At 57.5% G+C, this 19,177-nt stretch carries 18 protein-coding genes and 1 pseudogene; 5 read left to right on the top strand and 14 right to left on the bottom strand.

All coding sequences use genetic code 11. The annotated features are described in order from the left end of the window. Positions 1–67: 67 nt before the first annotated feature. Positions 68–484, bottom strand: coding sequence for a lactoylglutathione lyase (gene gloA / locus N8E88_RS11830; RefSeq protein ID WP_262291895.1), 417 nt, complete (start codon positions 482–484; stop codon positions 68–70). A gap of 159 nt (positions 485–643) precedes the next feature. Here gloA and N8E88_RS11835 point away from each other — a divergent pair, with 159 nt between their 5' ends. The 3 genes from N8E88_RS11835 to N8E88_RS11845 are packed head-to-tail and all read left to right on the top strand — an operon-like array spanning position 644 to position 3,611. After that, a complete protein-coding gene (locus N8E88_RS11835; RefSeq protein WP_262291896.1) occupies positions 644–2,086 on the top strand; it encodes an FAD-binding oxidoreductase in 1,443 nt (480 codons plus the stop codon). A gap of 7 nt (positions 2,087–2,093) precedes the next feature. Further along, positions 2,094–2,810, top strand: a complete 717-nt coding sequence (locus N8E88_RS11840) for a FadR/GntR family transcriptional regulator (RefSeq protein WP_262291897.1) — start codon at positions 2,094–2,096, stop codon at positions 2,808–2,810. 57 nt (positions 2,811–2,867) lie between these two features. Beyond that, positions 2,868–3,611 (top strand): SDR family oxidoreductase, encoded by a 744-nt coding sequence (locus tag N8E88_RS11845; RefSeq protein WP_262291898.1) that lies wholly within the window; start codon positions 2,868–2,870, stop codon positions 3,609–3,611. Here the strand turns inward: N8E88_RS11845 and larB are convergent. The 4 genes from larB to N8E88_RS11865 are packed head-to-tail and all read right to left on the bottom strand — an operon-like array spanning position 3,600 to position 7,199. After that, positions 3,600–4,277: a nickel pincer cofactor biosynthesis protein LarB gene (gene larB / locus N8E88_RS11850; RefSeq protein WP_262291899.1), complete on the bottom strand. Its 678-nt coding sequence runs from the start codon at positions 4,275–4,277 to the stop codon at positions 3,600–3,602. The two genes, N8E88_RS11845 and larB, sit on opposite strands and share 12 nt — an antisense overlap. Beyond that, positions 4,274–5,077 carry an ATP-dependent sacrificial sulfur transferase LarE gene (locus N8E88_RS11855; protein ID WP_410010598.1) on the bottom strand — a complete coding sequence of 268 codons (804 nt, stop codon included), beginning with the start codon at positions 5,075–5,077 and terminating at the stop codon, positions 4,274–4,276. Before N8E88_RS11855 ends, larB begins: the two co-directional genes overlap by 4 nt. Continuing rightward, the gene (locus tag N8E88_RS11860; protein WP_262291901.1) at positions 5,071–6,270 is read right to left on the bottom strand and encodes a nickel pincer cofactor biosynthesis protein LarC; all 1,200 of its coding nucleotides are present in this window, start codon (positions 6,268–6,270) and stop codon (positions 5,071–5,073) included. Before N8E88_RS11860 ends, N8E88_RS11855 begins: the two co-directional genes overlap by 7 nt. Before the next feature lie 17 nt (positions 6,271–6,287). Further along, the gene (locus tag N8E88_RS11865) at positions 6,288–7,199 is read right to left on the bottom strand and encodes an NAD(P)-dependent oxidoreductase (protein ID WP_262291902.1); all 912 of its coding nucleotides are present in this window, start codon (positions 7,197–7,199) and stop codon (positions 6,288–6,290) included. A gap of 122 nt (positions 7,200–7,321) precedes the next feature. On the opposite strand from N8E88_RS11865, the gene N8E88_RS11870 reads away from it, so the two are divergent. After that, positions 7,322–8,074, top strand: a complete 753-nt coding sequence (locus N8E88_RS11870) for a FadR/GntR family transcriptional regulator (RefSeq protein ID WP_262291903.1) — start codon at positions 7,322–7,324, stop codon at positions 8,072–8,074. 4 nt (positions 8,075–8,078) lie between these two features. Here N8E88_RS11870 and larA read toward each other — a convergent pair whose 3' ends face one another. Genes larA through N8E88_RS11900 form a run of 6 tightly spaced genes read right to left on the bottom strand, consistent with a single transcriptional unit; the run spans position 8,079 to position 14,009 of the window. After that, positions 8,079–9,371, bottom strand: coding sequence for a nickel-dependent lactate racemase family protein (gene larA / locus N8E88_RS11875; RefSeq protein ID WP_262291904.1), 1,293 nt, complete (start codon positions 9,369–9,371; stop codon positions 8,079–8,081). A 4-nt stretch (positions 9,372–9,375) separates the two neighbouring features. Then, positions 9,376–10,095: an ABC transporter ATP-binding protein gene (locus N8E88_RS11880; protein ID WP_262291905.1), complete on the bottom strand. Its 720-nt coding sequence runs from the start codon at positions 10,093–10,095 to the stop codon at positions 9,376–9,378. Continuing rightward, positions 10,095–10,817 (bottom strand): ABC transporter ATP-binding protein, encoded by a 723-nt coding sequence (locus N8E88_RS11885; RefSeq protein ID WP_262291906.1) that lies wholly within the window; start codon positions 10,815–10,817, stop codon positions 10,095–10,097. Before N8E88_RS11885 ends, N8E88_RS11880 begins: the two co-directional genes overlap by 1 nt. Further along, a complete protein-coding gene (locus N8E88_RS11890) occupies positions 10,817–11,815 on the bottom strand; it encodes a branched-chain amino acid ABC transporter permease (RefSeq protein WP_262291907.1) in 999 nt (332 codons plus the stop codon). The genes N8E88_RS11885 and N8E88_RS11890 overlap by 1 nt, the downstream gene beginning before the upstream one ends. Positions 11,816–11,843: 28 nt before the next feature. After that, positions 11,844–12,740 (bottom strand): branched-chain amino acid ABC transporter permease, encoded by an 897-nt coding sequence (locus N8E88_RS11895; protein WP_262291908.1) that lies wholly within the window; start codon positions 12,738–12,740, stop codon positions 11,844–11,846. Positions 12,741–12,788: 48 nt separating this feature from the next. Then, positions 12,789–14,009, bottom strand: coding sequence for an ABC transporter substrate-binding protein (locus N8E88_RS11900; protein ID WP_262291909.1), 1,221 nt, complete (start codon positions 14,007–14,009; stop codon positions 12,789–12,791). 54 nt (positions 14,010–14,063) lie between these two features. Here N8E88_RS11900 and N8E88_RS11905 point away from each other — a divergent pair. Then, positions 14,064–14,823, top strand: a pseudogene (locus N8E88_RS11905) (TRAP transporter large permease subunit). Positions 14,824–14,898: 75 nt separating this feature from the next. Here N8E88_RS11905 and N8E88_RS11910 read toward each other — a convergent pair. The 3 genes from N8E88_RS11910 to N8E88_RS11920 form a co-directional block, all read right to left on the bottom strand. Continuing rightward, on the bottom strand, positions 14,899–16,689 hold the full coding sequence (locus N8E88_RS11910) for a bifunctional diguanylate cyclase/phosphodiesterase (RefSeq protein WP_262291910.1): 1,791 nt from the start codon (positions 16,687–16,689) through the stop codon (positions 14,899–14,901). A 301-nt stretch (positions 16,690–16,990) separates the two neighbouring features. Then, positions 16,991–17,149 (bottom strand): hypothetical protein, encoded by a 159-nt coding sequence (locus N8E88_RS11915; protein ID WP_262291911.1) that lies wholly within the window; start codon positions 17,147–17,149, stop codon positions 16,991–16,993. A 501-nt stretch (positions 17,150–17,650) separates the two neighbouring features. Next, complete coding sequence (locus N8E88_RS11920) at positions 17,651–18,925, bottom strand: hemolysin family protein (protein WP_262291912.1); 1,275 nt, start codon at positions 18,923–18,925, stop codon at positions 17,651–17,653. Positions 18,926–19,177: the final 252 nt, after the last annotated feature.

Raw genomic sequence — 19,177 nt, forward strand, 5'->3', positions numbered from 1 at the left:
GAGGACGAGCCGTATGGGCCACTGGAGCCGCACCGCAAGAACGTGCGGACGGCCCCGCAGGCAAAACCTACTTCACCGTATCAAGGCCAACCAATTCGATCTTATAGCCGTCGGGATCTTCGATGAAGGCGATATGCGTGGTGCCATGCTTCATCGGTCCCGGCTTGCGCGGAATGCTCGCCCCGTTGCGTTCAAGCTCCGCGCAAACCGCGTAGATGTCGCTGACCCCAAGAGCCAAATGACCGAAGCCCGTTCCAATTTCATAGGGAGCCGCCTGATCCCAGTTATGGGTAAGCTCGACAACCGTGTTGTTTTCTTCCGGACCATAACCGACAAAGGCCAGCGTGAATTTGCCGTCGGGATACTCGTCGCGACGCAACAATTTCATGCCAAGCAATTCGGTATAGAATTTGATCGACGTCTCGAGGTCAAAAACCCGGATCATGGTGTGCATCATTCGAAAACGTGTGTCGGGATCGCTCATGGTGTTCCTCCTCTTGTAAATGATCGCTTTAGGTTGATTTTCAACAACAATTGGCAAAAGGCAAGGCCGCTGCCGGTTGATGTTCCAAACCATAGTTGTATGATAACATGGCAACAGGGATAGTTGTCCAGTTGTTTTCGCTCTCGCGGAGAATCTGAAATGAATGTGCTGCCACCCTCTAATCGAAAGTCACTCGCTGCGCTGAGCGCAGCGATGCCAGAGGGTATTTTACTGACCGCCGAGGCGGACATGGCACCCTATAGCCGTGACTGGTCGGGCGACCACTATGGTCGACCATTGGCCGTTGCACGTCCACGCACAGTCGAAGAGGTTTCGACGCTCATGAAAATCTGCTTCAGGGAAGGCATCCCGGTCGTACCGCAGGGCGGCCTGACTGGTCTGGTGGGCGCTGCCGTCGCGGCGCCTCAAGGCGGTGAAGTCGTTATCTCGCTGGAACGCCTGAACAAATTGCGCTCCATCAGCGGCATCGATTTTGCCATGGTCGTGGAGGCAGGCTGCATCCTTGAGGAAGCCAAAAACTTCGCCGAAGCGCATGATTGCGTGCTTCCCATAACCTTTGGCGCGCAGGGGAGCTGCCGGATCGGCGGCAATGTCGCAACCAATGCGGGCGGCTTCAATGTCCTGCGCTATGGCATGACGCGCGATCTTGTGCTTGGCCTCGAGGTCGTTCTCGGCGATGGACGGGTGTGGAATGGCCTGAAAGTTCTGCGCAAGGACAATCGCGGCTATGACCTGAAGCAATTGTTCATTGGCAGTGAGGGAACGCTGGGCATCATTACCGCTGCCGCGTTCAAACTTTTTCCGCGGGCAACGCAGGTCGAAACCGCATTGGTTGGCTTGCGGTCGGTCGAAGATGCTATGGCACTCTACGCACGCGCCAGGCGTGAATGCAGCGACTTGCTGACAGCCTTCGAGCTGATCCTTCGTGGCGGTATTGATATTGCATTGAATGCCGGTACCGGGCTTACCGACCCACTGACCGCGCCCTACCCTGTCTACGTTCTGATCGAAGCTTCCGCCGGAGGCAGGGTGGATCTGAAAGCGATCCTCGAAGACTTCCTTGGTGACGCCGGAGATATCGTGGTGGATGGCGTCGTGGCCTCCAGCAAAGCGCAAGCCGAGCGGCTTTGGCTGTTGCGGGAGACGATGGTGGAGACCCAAGGCGGCGGCGGGCGCTATCTGAGGACGGACGTTTCAGTGCCGATCTCGAAGCTTGCGGATTTCGTCACCGATGCCCTGGCCGCGCTGGCCCACCACCATCCCGAAGCCTTGGCTGTGACCTATGGTCATGTGGGGGATGGAAATGTTCATCTCAACATCGTACCCCCGCACAACAGCACGCCCGATGCAATTGAGGATCTGTTTCACGCGACAGAAACGATCATCTTCGATGTGGTGGACCGTTATGGTGGATCGATCAGCGCTGAACACGGAATCGGCCGTGTCAAACAAAAGGCGTTTCTCGACCGGGTGGATAAAGTTACTCTCGACATTGCCGGGCGACTCAAGGACGCTTTTGATCCAAAGCACATTCTTAGCGATGGCCGGATTCTGGGGGCGCATTCACGTATTGGAGTATAGCTGATCGATGACGTTGAAGCTCGACAAGGTCAATCGCGGACCGCATCTTTCGACATTGGTGGCCAGTTCGATCTCCCGCGAAATCGCGCAAGGGCGGTTGAAGACAGGCGACCAATTGCCGACCGAGCAGGCGCTCGCCACCACCTTCGGGGTCAGCCGGAATGTGGTGCGTGAGGCCATTGCGCGGTTGCGCTCCGAAGGCCGCATATGGTCACAGCAAGGACGCGGCGCCTTTGTGGCCGACGCCGCGAATTCTCCGGTCCTGACCATCGATCACGATGCCTTGCAACAGGCGGACGCATTCAAGAGCCTGTTCGAACTGCGCGGCGCGCTGGAGGTAAAGGCTGCGGCGTTAGCGGCCCAACGCCGGACCGATGCCGACCTTGAAGCCATGAAAGGCGCGCTGGCGGCAATGAACACTGCACCTTATGGCAGTGTCGCCTGGTTGAAGGCTGATCTTGAATTTCATCGCGCCGTCGTTGCGGCAACCCGCAACAGCTATATGGAACAGTTTTTGATCTTCGTGTCTGAGCGGGTACGGGAGAGTATTCTCGCGGCGGGCAACCAGCAGGGTTCCGACGATATGGCGAGCACGACGCTTGGCGAACACAATCGCATTCTCGATGCGATTATATCCGGCGATGCCGACGCGGCCCAGGAAGCCATGCAGTTGCACCTGAATGGCGCTGCACGTCGTGTCGGCCTTCATATCGATGATCTTTGAGACGATCGCTATGCAGGCGCATTACTTCACACCCAACAGTTTCAGGGACGAGACAAAATGACAGGCAGGCTCGAGGGAAAAACGGCAGTCGTAACGGCTGCCGGACAAGGCATGGGGCGTGCCGCAGTTCTGGCGCTTTCACGCGAAGGCGCGAAGGTAACGGCCACGGACCTCGATCAGTCCAAACTGGATACACTCGGTGACGTCGCGGGCGTCAGCATCCGCCGGCTCGACGTACTCGATCCCGCCGCGATAACCGGTTTTGCCGCTGAAACAGTGGCACCCGATATTCTGTTCAATTGCGCCGGGTATGTCCATCACGGCGCCATTCTCGATTGCGATGAGGATGCCTTTGATTTTTCCGTCAGTCTGAATATCCGCGCCATGTACCGGATGATCCGGGCTTTCCTTCCCGGCATGATCGACCGCGGTGGCGGCTCCATCATCAACATGGCCTCGGTTGCTTCGACGGTGATCGCTGCACCCAACCGCTTCATCTACGGCACGACCAAGGCTGCCGTCATCGGTCTGACAAAATCGGTCGCTCTCGACTATGTCGGCAAAGGCATCCGGGCCAATGCCATCTGCCCTGGAACTGTCGACAGCCCCTCATTGCACGATCGCATGCGAGCATTGGGTGACTACGAAGCTGCGCGGGCCGCCTTCATCGCGCGCCAGCCGATGGGCCGGCTAGGTACCGCCGAAGAGGTCGCCGAGCTTGTGGTTTTCCTCGCAAGTGCAGACTCGGCCTTCATGACCGGCAATGCCATTGTCGTCGATGGCGGCTGGTCAAACGCCTGAACGGCGCAGCTGTTCATAGCTCGAGAGAACCCGCAGCGCGGCACTGGCCGCGCCATAGCCATTGTCGATGTTGCAGACCACAAGTCCGGGTGCGCAACTGGCAAGCATGGCGTTGAGCGCGGTGCGGCCTGCTTCAGCAGCGCCATAGCCGACCGATGTCGGAACGCAGATAATGGTACTTGATACCAGTCCGCCAAGCACGCTTGCCAGGGCCGCATCCATTCCAGCGACGGCAATGACGATTGAATGTGTTCGTATCTCTTGCAATCGTTCGGTGAGGCGCCAGAGCCCCGCGACACCGACATCGGCAATCACCGTCGCCTCGACGCCAGCATGACGGAGCGTTCGCTCTGCTTCCCGCGCGACCCCGACATCCGAGGTGCCGGCGGCGACGATCGCTACGGCCCCTCGTGCAATGATCGGCTTTACGGAACCGAAAAACCCGGTGCTTGAAACCGCGCAATAGTCAATCGCATCACCGTTTGCGGCGGAGAGACCTTTCAGCTTTTCCACCGTCAGCTTCGTCAGCAGCAAGCCGGCACCGCGCGCTTTCGCCAATTCGAGTATGGCCCCGATCTGCTCCACGGTTTTCCCGGCGCAGAAGATTGCTTCATCGAGGCCGATGCGATTGGTTCGGTCGAAATCAAGCACGGTTTCCGCTGTCATGATGTGCCGGTTCGAAGAAAGGCGCTGCCGTTCCGGTACGGCTCGAAGGCAAGGGATTTGCCGGCCAGATTGGGGGGCAAGAACGACATGATCGAGGTTTCCAGCAAGGCGCTGTCAGCAACCGTCAGCAACTGTAAGCTTGCAGCATCGAGTTCGACGACCACTCCAGTGCTGCGAACCCGGCAACGCACCGTGCGTGGCTTAAGTTTCTCGGCGAGAAATGTTTCCACCGCATGGATGAAACCCAGTGTTTCCGGTTCGATCCGAATAGATGTTTCCACGCGGCTGGCAAGACACGGCGAAGAGGCAAGCTCGGCGACGTCGCCAAGCCCGAGTTCGCGCGCGAGCTGACGGACTTCGTTCTTGTACATTCCAGCTTCGACGTAAGGGTGTCGTACCCCATGGTCGCGCGCTGCATCCAATCCCGGACGATATTCACCGAGATCATCGACATTGGCGCCGGACACGATCTGCCGGCTCGAATATCGGGCGATCGTGCCGTAGAGATTGCCCTTGCAGAAAAAGCAGCGGTTGACCGGATTGCTGCGATAGTTGGCGTCGGCGAATTCGCCCGCGTCCACGACCTGAAGATCCCAGTTTTCCCGGCCTGCCCAATCCCGCGCCCTTTGCGTGGCTTCGGGTGGCACCGCGGGCGAAGCAGCGTGAACCATATTCACGCCGTTGCGTCCTGTAAGAAGATGGGCAGCCGCTGCGAGCGTCATGGAATCGACACCGCCACTGACAGCAACCGTCAGCGGGCCAATGGCGACAAGTATGTCTTCAAGCCTCTTTCTCACGATTGCTTTCCTGTCTTTGCCGCGGCTTCCGCCACTTGTCTGCGCCGTTGCCTCTCAGCCGCACCAGGCCCATTGCCAATATCACTGGCCTCCGCTTTCGCGGTTTGTCCGCTCGGCCGCTTCACCAGTTTGACATGCGCTGACCCGGATGCCGTGTCGGTCTCGATGATTTCGCGTGGCAAGATCATGCGGTCGACAATAGCGTGACGAATGCCGATTGTCGTGGTTTCGTCGAAGGCCAAAGCTACGACCTGCGCAACCGCGTCGGGCCTTGCCAAAATGCGCACGCCGGTCATCATCCGTCCCTTCTTGCCGAAGACAGGCATCTGGACCACATCGAGCACATCCTTATGCGCTCGCAAGTTTTCTATCCCCTGGGCAAGATCCTCGCCGGTCTGGTCATCGATTTCAAACTCCAGAACCGCAACCCGATCACTCCCGGCAACATCTGTTGCGCGCGACTCGAAACAAATCACGCGCACGCAATTGCTTATTCCCGGCAATTTGCGCGTGCCAAAGCCATAACCCGATGCGACAAGCCGCCGAGGTTGCGGCGATATCGTTTCCTGCTTGCAAAGATAGCGCAGGATCGCCGACCCGGTGGGTGTCACCCGTTCTCCGGGGATTCCATCGTCGATGGTTGGCAGGCCCTCGAGCAGCAGGGCCGTTGCCGGTGCCGGCACCGGCAGGATGCCATGCGCAGTGCGCACTCTGCCCGAACCGAGGGGAGCGGCGCTCGACGTCCAGCGGGTCGCATCCAACTGGGCGATAAGATAGGCAGCGGCAACGATATCGGCGATCGAATCCCATGCGCCGACTTCGTGAAACTCCACGGCTTCGGCGGCAGTGCCGTGCACGCGCGCTTCCGCATCTGCCAATAGCGAGAATATGCCGATGGCATGATGGGTTGTTTCCGCGTCAAGCGACGAAGCTGATAATGCCGCCCGAATATCGCGCCATGCCGCATGGTGATGGTGTTCGTGGGTTGTATCCGGACCTGGCCGTTCGACGAGGAAGCGGCGGCCCGTCAAAATACCATCATCATGGCTGACGATCCTGCACGAAACCCCCTCCAGCATTGGCGCATACGAGAGAACATTCATGAGCCCTTCTTCCAGATCGGACCGAAGATCGAGGATGGCGGCAACAAACATGTCGCCTGCGATGCCGCCAACAAGATCGAGATGCAGTTCCATGAAATTCTGAATTCCTGTCAATCGGCAGATGGTGCCGGGCCGCTCAGCGATACGCCATTGAGACCTGCTACCACATCGGACAATGCGGGCACGAATTCCTCGCCGTGCCCGGTTGCAACAGCCGTCGCGAAGGAATTGCGCACAGCCGCGCCAATGGGATTGGCGATCGATGCCGATTGCGCGAAGGAGGCGAGATAGGACATGTCCTTGAGTGCGTTGACCATGGCAAAGCGTTGTGCGTTCTCATTGCGGTTGAGGACGAATTCAAAGAAGGCCTGATAGAACCCGCAATCCATCCTCGAACCGCGTATGACACTGTCGAAAACCTGAGGTGTCAATCCGGCTTTTGCGCCAAGTGCAAGCGCTTCCGAATAGATCGTGGCATAGCCCATCGAGACGAAGTTGTTGAGAAGCTTCATCGTGTGGCCGCTGCCCGTCGGGCCCGTGTGGATGATGCGCGCAGCGAATGCCTCGAGGATAGGCCTTGCCCGGGCCACCGTTTCTGCCGATCCGCCTATCATGACGTCAAGCGCACCTTCCGCTGCTTCTTTGGGCGTACGAGCCAGCGGTGCATCCACCAGGATGCTGCCTTGAGCCTCCAGTTCCGTTGCCAATTGCGCGGTTATAGCGGGATTGGAGGTCGAGCAATCGATGATAAACAGTTCTTTACCCGCTGCGAGTAATCCGTCCGCGCCCTTGAGAACCTGTTCGACCTGGGGCGAACCGGTAACGCAGAGAATGACGACATCCGAGGCAAGCGCGAGGTCCTTCGGTGTCGCAGCCTCTGTCGCCCCGTCCTTGACCAGCCGCTCGAGCGCCTCGCGGCTGCGATGGGCGAAAACAGTCAGCGGCCAGCCCTTGGCTAGCAGGTTAGCGGCCATGCCCGACCCCATATTACCCAGTCCGATGAAGCCGATCCTGTCTTTCATGCCGTCCTCCCAGGGATGGTGATCGTGTGGACCACGCCCGTTTTGCTTTTTTCCGTTCGTTGCGATAGCAACATTGTCATGAAATCTTTCAATGCGATTCCCAACGAAGGTCGTTTCAGACGATGAAGGAGCAGGGAACCACGCTGTTCAATACGATCCAGCAAACGCCCAATCTGCGCAGTGGATTGGTGGACACGCTGATTGCCCAGATTGAATCGGGTGACCTTGCACCTGGTCAGCGCCTGCCGACCGAACAGGCGATCATGACCGCGACCGGCGTCAGCCGCACAGTTGTGCGCGAGGCTCTGGCCTCGCTGCGTGCCAAAGGCCTTATCACCACCAGGCAAGGTCTTGGAGCGTTTGTCTCGGACGATCCGACGCCCAGATCCTTTTCCATCATACCGACAGACCTTGAATCGATCGATGACGTACTGCGTATTCTCGAACTGCGAATGGGTATCGAGGTCGAGGCTGCCGGGCTTGCTGCGCGGCGTCGCACGCAAGACGATGTGGAGCGGATGGCGTCGCGACTTGATGCTCTCGAGAAATCCATCCAGGCCGGTGGTCCCGGCGCTGAAGAGGATTTCGCCTTCCACCGTGCTATCCTTGTCGCAACCCAGAACTCCTACTATGCCCGGCTTTTCGACACGTTCGGCAGTGCCATGGTCCCGCGCCAATGGGTCAGGTTCGACACGATGGACACTGCGGAACGGCAAAAACACGTCGCCCGAATGCAGCGCGAACACCGCGCGATCCTGTCGGCGATCCGCGACCAGGATGAACGCGCTGCTCAAAAAGCCGTTCGAACGCATCTGACCAAAAGTTCCGCCCGCTTCCTCGAACTGCTTGACCGCGCCCGAAGAGGCGAAAGCTGAACGGTCAGGCAGCGAAACGCGGAACGACATAGGGGCCCTCCGGGATGATCGCGACCGCTGTATCGCCGCTCTTTGCGATGCTTCTTTCGATGGCCTTGCCAATATCGTCAATCATGTGAACGCCTGTCAGCGTCCGGTCATCACCGGACAATCCGGTGGTATAGAGTTCGATGCGCCCGAGCCGCATTGGCTTCAACTGCATCTCGGTCTGCCACTCGTCGATCTCGGCAAGGTTTTTCGCGGTAAGCGTCGCAAGAAAGCGCTCGGGTCCGAGATCGACAAGACGTGCCTGAGCTTCACGAAACTCGGCCGAGCCAAATCCTTCCGAACATTCCGAGGCGATGATCAGCGTGCCGCCGGGTTCAAGAATATCGAGCGGTGTCACCATGCCCTTGATCGTCTGGTAATAGGTCTTGTCGAGCGGATAGCCGGCCGATGACGTGACGATCGTCGAGAACTTTCGCGATGATGTAATTTGCGTAACCTCACTGATAAACGCCACGGCCGCCGCATGGCTTGCTATGATCTCACCAAAGCTGACGCACACCAGATCGCGATCTTCATCAAGGACTGTGTTGAGGCCATAGACATCGCCAAGCATCCGGACGATTTCCAGCTGCTCTTCGTGCAGGGGATTGCCGATCAAATTGCACTGGACCGCGAGCGGATCTTCCATGAACCGGGCCGAATGGAACGTGCGGATCGTTTGATGGTGCGCCACACCAGGCGCAATCACCTTTCGTCCGCCCGACCAGCCGGCCATGAAATGCGGCTCAACCAGTCCAGTGGCAATGCGCAGGTCAGCCTCCACAAAGCGCCGGTCCAGCTTGACCGGAGTTCCCCGCGTCACCGTCGGCCCGAGGTCGATATGATCTTCCTCGTTGCGGGCATAGTGATTTTCCACCCGTACGTTTTCGAGGACCCAGGGATCACCGACAAGTTCGGCAAGCTCATCGCCAAGGTTGGGCCTGTGCAAGCCGGTTGCAATGAGAACAACAATCTTGCCACGGGGAATCCCCGCTTCGATCATGGTTTCGATCATCGGGCGCAGAAACAGTCGATTTGGCACGGGGCGGGTGATATCACAGATGAGAATGCATGCGCTTTTGCGTCCGCGTGCAAGTTCGGCCAGCGGTGGCGATCCGATCGGCTCGTTCAGAGCCGCTGCGATGGCGGCCGGCTGATCGGCGATCTTCGGCAAGGCTTGTTTGCGGATGAGCGTCGGTCTCGCGATCCCCGGCAGCCTTAGGGACAGGTGGCCGCGACCGAAAGATATAGAGATTGTCTCATCCGTCATTTTCCTACCCCGCGACGCCGCCAAGATAAAGTTCGCGCATCAGTGACATATCCCTGAGCTCCGCGATCGGACCCGATGTGGCGATACGTCCGTTTTGCATCAGATACCCGCGGCTTGCAACCGAAAGTGCAAGGCCCGCATTCTGTTCAACCAGCAAAACCGAAGCGCCGAAGCGTTCGCCTATCCCGAGGATAATCCCTTGGATTTCCTTGACCAGGAGCGGTGAAAGACCGAGCGATGGCTCGTCGAGCAGCAGGATACGTGGCCGTGCCATGAGACCGCGGGCGATTGCCAGCATCTGCTGCTGGCCGCCGCTCAGCGACCCACCCTTGTCGCGGCGCTTGATCGCGAGAATGGGAAAGAATGATTCCATGGTTTTGACATCCGCATCGATCGCGTCCCCGTCCCGGCGCGTATAGGCTCCGAGCCGGAGATTTTCTTCGACGGTCATATCGGTAAAGATGCGGCGGCCTTCGGGGACGAGCACCATTCCGCGTTTTGCCATAACATCAGGCGCCCGCCCGGTGACATCAGCACCGTCGAAAATGACCGAGCCGCTGCGGGGTTTCACCAGACCGGCGAGTGTGCGCAACAGCGTCGATTTGCCAGCACCGTTTGGCCCGAGAACGGTGACGATTTCCCGCGCCGCCAGGGTCAGCGAAACGCCGCGATTGACGATCGTAGGGCCGTAGCCTGTGGTTATGTCGCAGATGGTGAGCAGCATTACAGCGCCCCTCCAAGATAGACTTCAAGGACCTTGGGATCGTCCAGCACATCTGCGGTGGGCCCGTCGGCAATCTTTGAACCGAAGTCCAATACAGCGAGGCGTCGGCACAGCATCTGCATCAGTTTCATGTCGTGATCGATGACGCAAACGCTTATGCCATGCTCCGGAAACTGTTCAACCAGATGCACCAGCGTGGTTGTCTCGCGATCGTTCAATCCCGCTGCCGGCTCGTCCAGCAGTATGAGCGACGGCCGTGTTGCCAGCGCCAAAGCCAGACCCAGCAGACGAAGGCGTCCGAATGGCAATATGCCTGCTTTTTCTCCGGACAATCCTGACAGGCCGACGAATTCGAGAAGACTTGCCGGCGTCGTCCAAGGAAAGTTTGTAAGCGTCTTGCTGCAATGCTCCGTCGCGATCTGAACGTTTTCAAAAACGCTCAAGCCGGGAAACGCCATGGCTTGCTGAAAAGTATAGGCGATGCCGGCGCGCGATACGGCATTTGCGGGAATTCCGGTGATGTCCCGGCCACGCCATGAGACCGTGCCCGAAGTCGGCCTGTGTATCCCTGTCACGGAGTTGAACAGCGTCGTCTTGCCCGAACCATTCGGACCAACGACACCGAGGATCTCTCCCTCGTTGACGGTTAGGTCCACGCCGGCGAGCGCCGTAACGCCGCCGAACTGCTTGCGCAGAGCTTTAATATCGAGCAGCGCAGCCATTAATTGCCCTCCCGCTCGACGGCAGGCTCGTTTGGTTGAGCGGGACGGCGGTCGAATATCCTGTGCCAGCCAGTAATAATTCCGGCGATCAGACCATTGGGAAGAAGCAGGATCACCGCGATCAGGCAGACACCGTAGAGAATGCGCGACTGAACGGGATCAAGGTTGAGCAGTTCCGGCAGGAATGCGACAAGTATTCCGCCAGCGAGAGGTCCGAGCAAAAGCCGCGCCCCGCCAATCATCACCATCAGCGCGAGATAGATGCTTGGGAAGGACGAGAACTGGCTCGGAGAAATATGCCGCAGGAAATAGGCGAGAAGAACACCTGATACGCCAGCAAATACACCGCTGACGATGAAGGCTCCAATCTTGTGGCGGCCAACATTGATGCCGAGCGACGCTGCGAGTTTTTCGTTCTCGCGTATCGCACGAAGCGTTCGCCCGTAGCGGGAATTGATGATGGCCCAGCTGGCAATTGCGCTCAGCGCCACGAAGAAAACGACCATCAGATAGTACTGCGTCAACGCGTCCATCGGCAAACCGAACAAGGCAACGGGCTGCTGCACATCAAGTCCGGACGCGGCGCCGGTATAGTCGCCGCCATTGGTCAGGATGATCGACAGCAGCTGCCCGAAAGCAAACGTCATGATGACGAAATGATGGCCGCTGACGCGCAGCGAGGGGATGCCGATCAGTGCCGCCACGATGGCCGCCATGATCCCTGCCAGTGGTATCGAGAGCCAGAATCCTATGTTGAAATCGCGCGCGAGAATTACCGCCGTATAGGCGCCGATCCCCACCAATGCGGCATGGCCCATCGAGAGTATGCCGGTTTGGCCGAAGAGTACGGACAGACCGTACAGCGCGATAACATTGATACCGGCGGAGATGGCCAACGAGAGAAAGCGGTTGCTCGGCGATAAAAGCGGTACGAGTGCCAACAGCACAAGCAGTATGAGGACTGGTAGAAGCGATCGGAATGAACTGCTTGCGGGCATCAGGGTAACACTCTTCTATATATCGCAATCATGCCATCTTCGGGCCACTGGTCCCGCCGAAGAGACCATTGGGCCGGAAGAGCAATACGAGAATCATCAGCCCAAACGAATACGCGTCGGTCCACTCCGAGAAGCCGTAACCGGCGCTCAGACCTTCGACGATACCAAGAATGAGACCGGCGACGACCGCGCCCATGAGATTCCCGAGGCCGCCGATAAGAGCCACGGCAAAGCCCTTCATCACCATCGTTCCGCCGGTGAAGGGCGTTATTGGAAACAATGCAATGAGGAGACCGCCGCCAAGACCGGCAAGCGCACTTCCGAGAACGAAAACACCGGTGATGTAGCGGCGAACCGGAATTCCCATCAACGCCGCCGTATCGCGGTCTTCGACGCTGGCACGAAGGGCTCTGCCGTAACGGCTTCTGGTTATGGCAACGAATGTCATGGCGACGACTGCGGCGGTTATGAAGATCACCATGACACGCACGGACGCTATACGTACGCCGCCGATCTCCCACACCGTATTGAGTGGCCGCGGAATGCTTTTCTGATTGGCGCTCCAGAAGAAGATGACGATGTGCTGCAGTACAATGATCAAACCGAGCGAAACGATGAATCCATTTGTCGGCCGCTCAAGCGTAAAGCGGAAAAGACCGCGCTCCAAAGCGAAGCCCATCACTGCCACGACGATCATCGCAAGGAGGATTGCCAGCCAGAAGCTGATGCCGCTGGCGACGGCCAGCCAAGTCACGATGCTGCCTACCATCAGGAATTCGCCATGAGCAAAATTGATGATGCCCGTCAGGCCGAAGATCAGTGTGACACCGACGGCGATCAGCGTGATGACGCTGGCAATCGAGAGCCCGTTGAGAATTTGTTGCAGGAGTATGTCCACAGTCTGCTTCCGGTTCAGAATCATCATTCGGATAGCGTTCCGGCCGCCCCGAAGGGCGACCGGGGTCCTGGGGGACTATTGTTTTGGCGCGTCAGCCGGCGGTTCCTGCATGGCGCAGGTGATATCGCCACCCGGCGCTGCTGCGCAAACTTCGGTCGCGTGGGTCACCTGATGCGTCGCGTTGAATGCGAGGTCGTCGGAAACCACACCCTTGTGATGCAATGTTTTGAGCGCTTCAACCGTCTTGTCGGGATCGAGCGAACCAGCCTTTTCCCATGCTTCGGCAAGGAAATGCACATAATCGTAATAGAGCAGCGACACGGACGAGGTCACACCCTTCGGTGCACCGGCGGCAAAATACGCGTCAAAGTATGCTTTGGCTTTCGGATTGGACGACTCGCCCCAGCAGACTGGCACGCAGCTCATCGCTACGGGGACATCTGCCGACAGCCCCTGCTCTTTCCAGATACCGGGGTCGACACCGAAGAGGAAATAGCTCGGTGCAACACCGAGTTCCAGCGCCTGGGGAAGCGCTGTTAGCGTCGAGTCGCCATTGTACCAGAAATGGACGACATCGGGCTTCAGGCTCTTGGCGCGGGTAAGAAAGGGCGAAAAATCCGTCGTGTCCGGAGGATAGAAGATAATGTCCGGAACTTCCTGGCCTTCGGATTTCAATGCAGCGAGATAATAGGACGACAGGAATTGTCCGGTCGCATCGTTGCCGACGATCAGCACTGATTTCTTCAGCGGGCGGCCGACAAGCGGCTCCAGCAGCTTGAGCACACCACGCGCGGTCGAGCCGCTGCGCTGAAACTCCTGGGGCTCCGTCTGGAAGAGATAGTGATCTTCGCCGCCGCTGGTGACAGAATTATCCGTCAGCACTTTGGCAAGCGTGCTGTTACCGGCGAAATGCAGGACCTTGGCCGGTTGGGTGATTTTGGCCATCGCCAGGGTAAAGTCGTGGGTTTCCGATCCGAAGATCGCCGCGACTTTCTCGTCGCGCACGAGTTCTTGCGTTGCCGCGATTGCCGTCGAGATATCAGTGCGGTCATCACGCTTCAAAAGTTCGAGTTTATAGGTCTTGTCACCGACCTTTACACCGCCCTCGTCATTGATCTCCTTGACGGCGAGGCTAACACCTGCGGGCAGCGTGTGACCGGCGGAAACGAATGCTCCGGACTCTGCGGCGACCACGCCGATCTTGATTGTATCTGCCGCATCCTGGGCCAGCGCTGGGTATGCCACTGCGCCGAGGAACAGCGCCGCAACAGCGCCCCTTAATAGAACCGATTTCATGATACAGATCCTCCCGATTCATGCTTTGCATTCTTACCGGGTTGTCGTACAACCATGTTCTCTGTTAATCTTGCAATCGCGAATTGTCAAGTCGTAGCGGTGGGAACAAGGGTTGGGTGGTCCGTTTGGACCGGTGCCTCGGCGCGACCGTGGAAACGGTTGTGGCCTTTTTGGTGGTCGCCGAAGACCGAGACCATTCCTCCCAGTATCGTTCTGATTACCATTGGCTCGGTGACAGGAGTCTCGATTGCAGCTCTTTTTAGCGGCGGTCTGCTCCCCGGTCTCGTGCTCGCAGCTACCTTATGTTTGCGTTGTCGGGTACCGCTATCGCACGGAAGACACTTCCGCGATCGCAAGGCCCAGCTGGAGTGTGATCGGCCGTAGTCTTCTAATAGCCCCTCCCGCACTCGCCCTGCCATTCGTCATTCGCGCTGCGGTCGTTGAAGGCGTGGCCACGGCGACGGAAGTGTTGACCATCGGCATTGTCTATACGATCATAGTCGGTCTGCTCTTTTACCGTCAGTTCAATTGGCAACGTCTCGTGCCCATGCTGGCCGAGACCGCGGCACTCTCCGGCGCGATCCTTTTAATTATCGGAACCGCGACCAGCATGGCGTGGTGTATCACGAGGTCGGGCTTTGACGACCTCGCCCGGATCATGGAAGCTCTGCCAGGGGGCGCGCCAACCTTCATGCTGGTTTCGATCGTCGCCTTTAGACTTACGAAGTATCGCCTGTGTTCGCGCCGAGGATGCGCCTTTAGGTTGGCCGCTTGTTCAAAATCGAAGCTCACTGATAATGTTAAATGCCGATAATACCAGCGGAGGCATCGGCGGAAATCGCCGGCATGAGATCAAGGCACGCTCTCGGTTGGATGGTCGTGACATCTGTCAGCCAGATCTTGCGGCCGCTCGAAACGTGGGGCGAAGTAGTCGGGTGGCTGTTTCCCAATCCAACGCCTTTGAGAAAAAATAGCCCTGGCCAAACTCACAGCCAAGCGCGTGCAGTTGCCGGGCCTGTTCGGATGTCTCGATGCCTTCAGCAATGACGTCGATTCCAAGCCCTGCGGTAATTTCCAGCAAACCTTCCGTTATGATGATTGCAGGGTCTCCAGGGACCAATCTTTTGACAAAAGTCTGATCGATCTTGATGATGTCAACTGGCACGGTCATCAGGTGGGTGAGAGAGGCAAAGCCGGTTCCGAAATCATCAAGCGCGACATGAAGGCCAAGATCTCTCAGCGACTTTATCTCCCTTGCAAGGAAGTCCTCCTGCTGACCGAGATAAACCGATTCAGTGATTTCCAAAACAATGTGCTGCAATGGGACCCCTGTCCCGCCAAAGATCTCGCACAGACGTTCCTTAAGATTGCCTGTGTGAAAATCGGAGGCGGATAGGTTGATCGCCACGCGGTGAAACGGCAGGCCCATATCCAACCATCTGCGGATGTCTGCGGCAACGCGCGTCATCATGCATTGGGTGAGTTCTGCGGCAACATGCGCATCTGTCGTTGCTTCATTGAAATGGACAGCGTCGATAATCTCACCCGTTGTCGTGGTGATGCGGCACAGGGCCTCGAAGCCCACCAATTCTTTGCTACCGAGGCGAATGATCGGCTGGTAGTACGGAGAAATCCTGTCATCTGCGAGCGCTTGGCCAACCTGTCGTATTGCCTGGAAGCGGCGCGTCAATGCGGTGCCCAGGTCTCCATGGTACTCAACGAACCGCCCGCGGTTTTGCTCCTTGCCGTGGTAGAGCGCGATATCAGCCTTCCGCCGAACGTCATCGGGGCCATCACCAAGTTCCGAAGTTGCGCCGCCAATGGTTATCTTGGGAAAGACGACATGACCGTTGCAACTGCAGGCCTGTTTCAAGACGGACAGGACTTTGAAAGCCTCGCTCTTCAGATCAAAGCCATCCTGATGATCCACCACAATCGCAAACTCATCGCCGCCCAGTCTGAAGATCCGATCAGACCCTGTGACCGACAGGACTCTCTCGGCCACAACCTTGATCAGATCATCTCCTGCACTATGGCCAAACGTATCGTTGACCATCTTCAGATTATCGATGTCGGCGAGCAGGATTCCAAAGGGCCGCCGCAAATCTTCGATTAATTTTGCATTGAACCGTGCTCGGTTTCCCAATCCCGTGAGGGCGTCGGCGTAGGTGAGGCGTTGCCTCTCCTTTACCCGCTCGTGTCGCTCGAAGGCGATCGAACAAAGATGAACGCAGGCGCCGACAATGTTCTTTTCAAGCTCGCTCGGTCCACGCCGATCGAAATAGTAGAAGGCAAACGTGCCAACCACACGTTCAGCGCTCAAAATTGGCGAGGACCAACATGCTTTGAAACCAAGCGGGCGGACCAAGGCTTTGAAATCACGCCATCGGAAATCGGTATCAATATCAGTGGCAGAGACTGCCTCTTGATAGTAGGCCGCGGTCCCGCAAGATCCTGCAAAGGGTCCGATCTCGATACCATCAAGCGCCGACGAATAGGCGAACGGCAACGTGGGGCCTGCGAGGGGACGGAGCCTCTTTTGGTGATCGACAGCGACCACAGAACACACCATGCGAGGCACAAGTGACTCAACTTCCCGACACAGGCAGTCGAGGGTTTCCTCAAGCGGCCTGCCCGTTGCAATCATTTCGAGGATAATGTTCTGGAGCTGAAGAAGCATCTGATGTCGCTTTGGCTGAAGAAAGCAACGTAACAGAAATAGATTTTCGATCATCTTTTATCTTATTGGACGAGGGCTTAACGCAATTTTGTCATCCGAGCGGTTCAGCCAACCGTTCCAAACTTGTGAAAATTGATTAACCCCCTTGCTCCCCTGACGTTAAGAGACCGGCCGGTTGGTTGTGACGCGCTCCCATCGCTAACGCCAGCCCAGCCTCTACCGGTGTTGTTCCAGCGACTCCAGACTCACTGCTATCAACTTCAGCGCGATAGTGGCAGCAGCGTTGAAGAATATTCGGATCTCACAGGCGCAGTTTGGTCGAGACAGCGGCAAGAAAGTCGAGGAGGTCATTGTCCTGACCAACTATTGCCTTTCCGCGCATAGACCCAGACGTTGCAGCATGGTTCGCCACGTTCTGCCGCACCGCCAATCCTGTGTGGTCAAGGTCGTCACGCGACATGTCCTGGTCGAATCATCGTGATCAAGAAGCGCATCTGCCGGCAGACTTCCAACTTCGAAATCCGCTGAACACTTCAGCCGGTTTTTGTGCGCTGGCCTCTTTCAGCGATATCGATATGTTTTCGTTGCAGCAGGGTCCCCCGCCTCCGTTCGCGAACATAGACTCGAACCATCAGTGAATTCGGGATTATCGACCAGCTTTTTCGTTTCAAGGTCTGTTCCGCGTAACCGGTGCCGGATCAGGTCTAACCAATGGATAGTGGCTCAATAGAAAGCAACCTTGACTCCCCTCGCCTTGGCCCGATTTTAACCGCAGACCCCACTCTAAGCGGTTTTCCGAATGGGTTTCCAGTCGAGTGGGATTTGGAGAAACCAAATGATCAACATGGGCCTGTTATATCGGCCGTTCCAGTTAGCGAAGGGCTCGGGAGTTCGTACTGTCTGCAACCAGAAATGCCGCTTTTGCTTATGGCGTTGATCTCTATCTTTAGACCCGGCCCGGCTACAAGCGGGACGCCAAGACTTTGTCGACGCGGCGGTGATCAAGGTCAACAACCTCGAATCGCCAGTTCTCGATTTCTATTGCCTCTCCCGTTACGGGAATCCTTTCCAGGTGATCGATCACAAAGCCCGCTACCGTCTCGTAGTGGCGGTGTTCCGGCAGGTCGAGACCAAGCAGATCCGCCATTTCATCAACCGGCATCCAACCCGCAAGAAGCCAGGATCCGTCCTCTCGCCGTACTGCCTCATTTTCTGACTGATCCTCATCCGAGCGGAACGCGCCTGCAATGGCGTCAAGGATGTCGCCGGGTGTCAAAAGTCCCTCAAAGTGACCATATTCGTCATGAACGAGCGCCATTGGCACATCGGCATTGCGCAGAACCTTGAGCGCCGCCAAGGCATCCATCGTGTCGGGAATGATCGGAGCATGGCGCACGTGGTCGCGGATGACCACCGCCGAGGATGCAAGCATCGGCTCGATCATATCCCGAAGCATTATGACGCCGACGACGTTGTCGCGATCCCCGTCAAACGCCGGCAGACAGGAGTGGCTGGCTGCAATGAGTTTACGTTTCAACGACACCGCATCTTCGCCGATGTCGACCATCTCAACTTCGGTCCGCGGCGTCATCACGGCGCGTGCGCTGCGATCGCCGAGCCTGATGACACCGGATATCATGGAGCGCTCTGCCTCCTCGATCACGCCTGTGCTGCCCGCCTCGGCAACGATCGTCAGGATTTCCTCATCGGTTATGGCACTTTCGGAAGCAGTCGATATGCCAAGGAGCCTGAACACACCGCGCGTCGACGCATCGAGCGCCCATACCGCCGGCGCAGCGACGAGCGATAGGACATTCATGGGGCGGGCGATGAAGCAGGCGATGCGCTCCGGGTTCTTCAATGCCAGATGTTTGGGAACGAGTTCGCCGATGATCACCGAGAGATATGTGATGATACCGATAACGAGAGCATACCCTGCGACATCGGCGATATCGGCGCGCACGCCCACACCAGCAAGGAATACGCTCATGCGCGAACCAAGTGTTGCACCGGAGAACGCACCCGCGACGATACCGATGAGTGTGATGCCGATTTGAACCGTGGATAGAAACTTCCCGGGATTCTGCGAAAGCTGAATGGCCGCGCGTGCTCCCGCGACACCGCGATCGAGTAACATTTCCAGTCGGGCTTTACGCGCCGAAACTACCGCAAGTTCAGATAGTGCGAAAACTCCGTTCAGGAGAATAAGGAAACCGACGACCAGCAATTCAAACATAAGATTTTGGATTAACCCCAGGACGAAACTTTTGCAGGCGGGTTCGTCAGATGCCCAGCTGCCGCAGCTAAGTAGGTAATTGCGTCGTGTGAGCCAAGCATGAAAGCCAGTCAAGTGGCAACTGATCTGACGGAGACGGGATATGATTCGGCCAAAAAATCGCGAACTTTATCTTTTTGGCTACCGATTCTCGGGACAGATGGCGACGGCAGCGCTCATAGGATTGTTCTTGGTGACAGCGATAGTCATTGC

Source organism: Phyllobacterium zundukense (assembly GCF_025452195.1).
In the GTDB taxonomy this organism is placed as follows: domain Bacteria; phylum Pseudomonadota; class Alphaproteobacteria; order Rhizobiales; family Rhizobiaceae; genus Phyllobacterium; species Phyllobacterium zundukense_A.

Coding starts and splice junctions, on each gene's coding strand:
- N8E88_RS11865 (WP_262291902.1), bottom strand. CDS start 7,199: ATGAAAGACAGGATCGGCTTCATCGGACTGGGTAATATGGGGTCGGGC.
- N8E88_RS11845 (WP_262291898.1), top strand. CDS start 2,868: ATGACAGGCAGGCTCGAGGGAAAAACGGCAGTCGTAACGGCTGCCGGA.
- N8E88_RS11835 (WP_262291896.1), top strand. CDS start 644: ATGAATGTGCTGCCACCCTCTAATCGAAAGTCACTCGCTGCGCTGAGC.
- N8E88_RS11840 (WP_262291897.1), top strand. CDS start 2,094: ATGACGTTGAAGCTCGACAAGGTCAATCGCGGACCGCATCTTTCGACA.
- N8E88_RS11895 (WP_262291908.1), bottom strand. CDS start 12,740: ATGATGATTCTGAACCGGAAGCAGACTGTGGACATACTCCTGCAACAA.
- larB (WP_262291899.1), bottom strand. CDS start 4,277: ATGACAGCGGAAACCGTGCTTGATTTCGACCGAACCAATCGCATCGGC.
- N8E88_RS11890 (WP_262291907.1), bottom strand. CDS start 11,815: ATGCCCGCAAGCAGTTCATTCCGATCGCTTCTACCAGTCCTCATACTG.
- N8E88_RS11860 (WP_262291901.1), bottom strand. CDS start 6,270: ATGGAACTGCATCTCGATCTTGTTGGCGGCATCGCAGGCGACATGTTT.
- N8E88_RS11915 (WP_262291911.1), bottom strand. CDS start 17,149: ATGTCGCGTGACGACCTTGACCACACAGGATTGGCGGTGCGGCAGAAC.
- N8E88_RS11885 (WP_262291906.1), bottom strand. CDS start 10,817: ATGGCTGCGCTGCTCGATATTAAAGCTCTGCGCAAGCAGTTCGGCGGC.
- N8E88_RS11910 (WP_262291910.1), bottom strand. CDS start 16,689: ATGCTTCTTCAGCTCCAGAACATTATCCTCGAAATGATTGCAACGGGC.
- N8E88_RS11900 (WP_262291909.1), bottom strand. CDS start 14,009: ATGAAATCGGTTCTATTAAGGGGCGCTGTTGCGGCGCTGTTCCTCGGC.
- gloA (WP_262291895.1), bottom strand. CDS start 484: ATGAGCGATCCCGACACACGTTTTCGAATGATGCACACCATGATCCGG.
- N8E88_RS11920 (WP_262291912.1), bottom strand. CDS start 18,925: ATGTTTGAATTGCTGGTCGTCGGTTTCCTTATTCTCCTGAACGGAGTT.
- N8E88_RS11880 (WP_262291905.1), bottom strand. CDS start 10,095: ATGCTGCTCACCATCTGCGACATAACCACAGGCTACGGCCCTACGATC.
- N8E88_RS11870 (WP_262291903.1), top strand. CDS start 7,322: ATGAAGGAGCAGGGAACCACGCTGTTCAATACGATCCAGCAAACGCCC.
- larA (WP_262291904.1), bottom strand. CDS start 9,371: ATGACGGATGAGACAATCTCTATATCTTTCGGTCGCGGCCACCTGTCC.